The following is a 2,469-nucleotide window of genomic DNA, read 5'->3' on the forward strand; positions in this document are numbered from 1 at the left end:
TTTGTCTAGCATCTAAAATAAAAATTGACGTTTCACGTTGTTTGTTTCGTTCAGTTTTCAAAGAACTACTTGGTCGCTCATTTGCGACTTCCTTATGTTAACATCTTCGTTAGTTAATGTCAACTAAGTTTTTTATTTCGTTTGTCGCTTGCGATGTTAATGTCATCAGCGACTTGTCTTATATTACACCTCTATATAATAATAGTCAATATTAATCTTTCATTTAAAAAAAAAAGATAAAAAAGGCTTTCATACCTCCCTTTTGTTTCTCATAGATATCAATAAGATAACTGAAAGAAGTGTAGAACTTGTTCAATCCTTCTTTATTACACGTCATAAACTCCCATTCAACAAGCCCACACTATCATAGGAAGTTTCCAATCATTCTATTTTGGAGTCAAAAAAGCGGCTGTACTTCTCTTGCTAAGTGGTTCTTTTACCAGATTGATTTATTACAAACAGCTCTAAGTTATAGTCCTTTCATTCATAATTATGAATATGATATATACAAAAGTACACCTGCCTATGGTGTACGACTAGGGGTAGCGTTACGAGAAAAACAAAAAGAAACTTTTAAACTTGTTCGTAACCCTTATAGAAGAGCAGTCAGTTCTTTCATATCCTTAATTGGACCTCCTTATATGGAAAATCCCGAATGGAAACCCATCCGAAAGTTTTTATATCAAGATGAAAATTCCCCCAAAGGGATCTCATTTAAACAATTTCTATACTATCTATTTATGAAAGGGGCTCACGCAAGTGATATTAACCCACATTTCACACAACAATATATAGCTGGTGAAGAAGAATATGTGACCAATTATATATACTTAGAAAACTTCGATCAGGAAATGAAAAAATCAGAAAAGCGTTTCGAATTAAAAACCGCACCAATAAATGAGTTCTCAACATCATGGCATCATCAAACTCCCCGCCATGATTTATAAAGGGAATTTTAGCGAAGGCGATATTACTAACCCTTTATTTCCCCGTCATCCAACTTTTGAAAGCTTTTATAATACTGAATGTATACAACTTGTTCAAACAATATTTCAAAATGATTTCGACACATATAAATACAGCAAAGAATATCTATACTAATATTAGTCTATTATCTTTGCTAAATAAAAAAGATACCTCATATACAAGGTATCTTTTTAACATTTCATTTATACAAATCATACTGTTTAACAGTCTCTATTCTCCACCTTGTTACCTTTTAATAGATTACATAACTTTTGCTTATCTGCCCATCCTACTCCTATTAAGACTAAACTTGCTCCCATTATTACTCTCCAGGTCAGAAATTCATTTAATAGAATAATTGAAGTAACAATACTTATTAATGGTAATGCATTTAAATATAATCCGCTCACTGATGCTGAAACTCTCTCTAGCGCTTTATTCCAAAACCAATATGCTAAAATTGTTGCTCCAATAACAAGGTATATTACACTAAGTCCCGTTTTCCAAGTTTCAACCTTTGGGAGACCGTAATAAAAAATTTCTACCAGTGCAAACGGTAAGAGAATAACAGCTCCAATAATTAAAGTTAATGTTGTAAAAACCTCGTTTGATAAATACTGTTCTTGTTTTGGTCGTTTTAGCAAAACTGTGTAGAAAGCAAATAGAAAAGTACTTAATAATATCAGTATATCTCCTATTAAAGACACTTCTTGATTAGCACTTTTAGATGGAATCGTAATAAAGAGTACTCCTATAGCACCCAATATAATTCCTATCCAATAATTCAATCGAATTTCCTCTTTCAAAAAGAGTGCTGAAAAAAGAATTGTAACTAATGGTAATGCAGCATCTATAATACTCACATGTAATCCACTTGTTAAAGAAATGCCGTAGGATGTAAACATAAAATAACCAGCTACACCGGTAAAAGCTAACAAACTCATTCTTTTCCATGGAACTTTTTTATGTACAACTGATTTTTTTAATTGCTTAAATGAGAATATCATGCAAATTCCACCTGCAAAGAAAAGGCGAATAAATAACAAAGTAAACGGCTGAATAGATTCTAACGCCCATTTTGTTGGCGCAATGGCTGTGCCCCATAATATAACAGCCACTAATAACATGCATATTTCTTTCATAATCCCCCACACCCATCAAAAATATATGTTAACTACCTTAATTATAGAATTTTTCTTATGTAAAATCCTTTAAAAACACAAAAGGTTATGCAAAAAGAGCTATATTGCTATTTTTCACATAACCTTTTTATATAAGATTACAAACATTCTTTTTACATCTGAACTATATTCTCATAAAGGTAATTCTTACCTTTATATTTAAAATAATAAAAATAAACACAAAAAACCTAAGTCGAAACGACTTAGGTTTTTGCTTGGCGACGTCCTACTCTCACAGGGACAAGGTCCCAACTACCATCGGCGCTAGAGAGCTTAACTTCCGTGTTCGGTATGGGAACGGGTGTGACCTCTCTGCCATCAT

1 protein-coding gene, 1 rRNA gene and 1 pseudogene are annotated in these 2,469 nt (G+C 32.4%); 1 reads left to right on the plus strand and 2 read right to left on the minus strand.

The window, feature by feature from the left end:
* Positions 1-308: 308 nt before the first annotated feature.
* Positions 309-1,101 (plus strand): annotated as a pseudogene (locus tag ACTFRH_RS30820) (sulfotransferase family 2 domain-containing protein).
* Positions 1,102-1,187: 86 nt separating this feature from the next.
* On the opposite strand, the gene ACTFRH_RS30825 reads toward ACTFRH_RS30820, so the two are convergent.
* Both ACTFRH_RS30825 and rrf read right to left on the minus strand, forming a co-directional pair.
* Positions 1,188-2,108, minus strand: coding sequence for a DMT family transporter (locus tag ACTFRH_RS30825; protein WP_000658272.1), 921 nt, complete (start codon positions 2,106-2,108; stop codon positions 1,188-1,190).
* Positions 2,109-2,360: 252 nt separating this feature from the next.
* Positions 2,361-2,469 (minus strand): 5S ribosomal RNA (gene rrf, locus ACTFRH_RS30830); the annotation flags it as partial.

The sequence above is a fragment of the Bacillus cereus group sp. MYBK216-1 genome (assembly GCF_051916495.1).
GTDB lineage: Bacteria > Bacillota > Bacilli > Bacillales > Bacillaceae_G > Bacillus_A > Bacillus_A thuringiensis_K.

Bases quoted from the DNA above. Each gene is read 5' to 3' on its own strand.
- ACTFRH_RS30825 (WP_000658272.1), bottom strand. From the start codon at position 2,108: ATGAAAGAAATATGCATGTTATTAGTGGCTGTTATATTATGGGGCACA.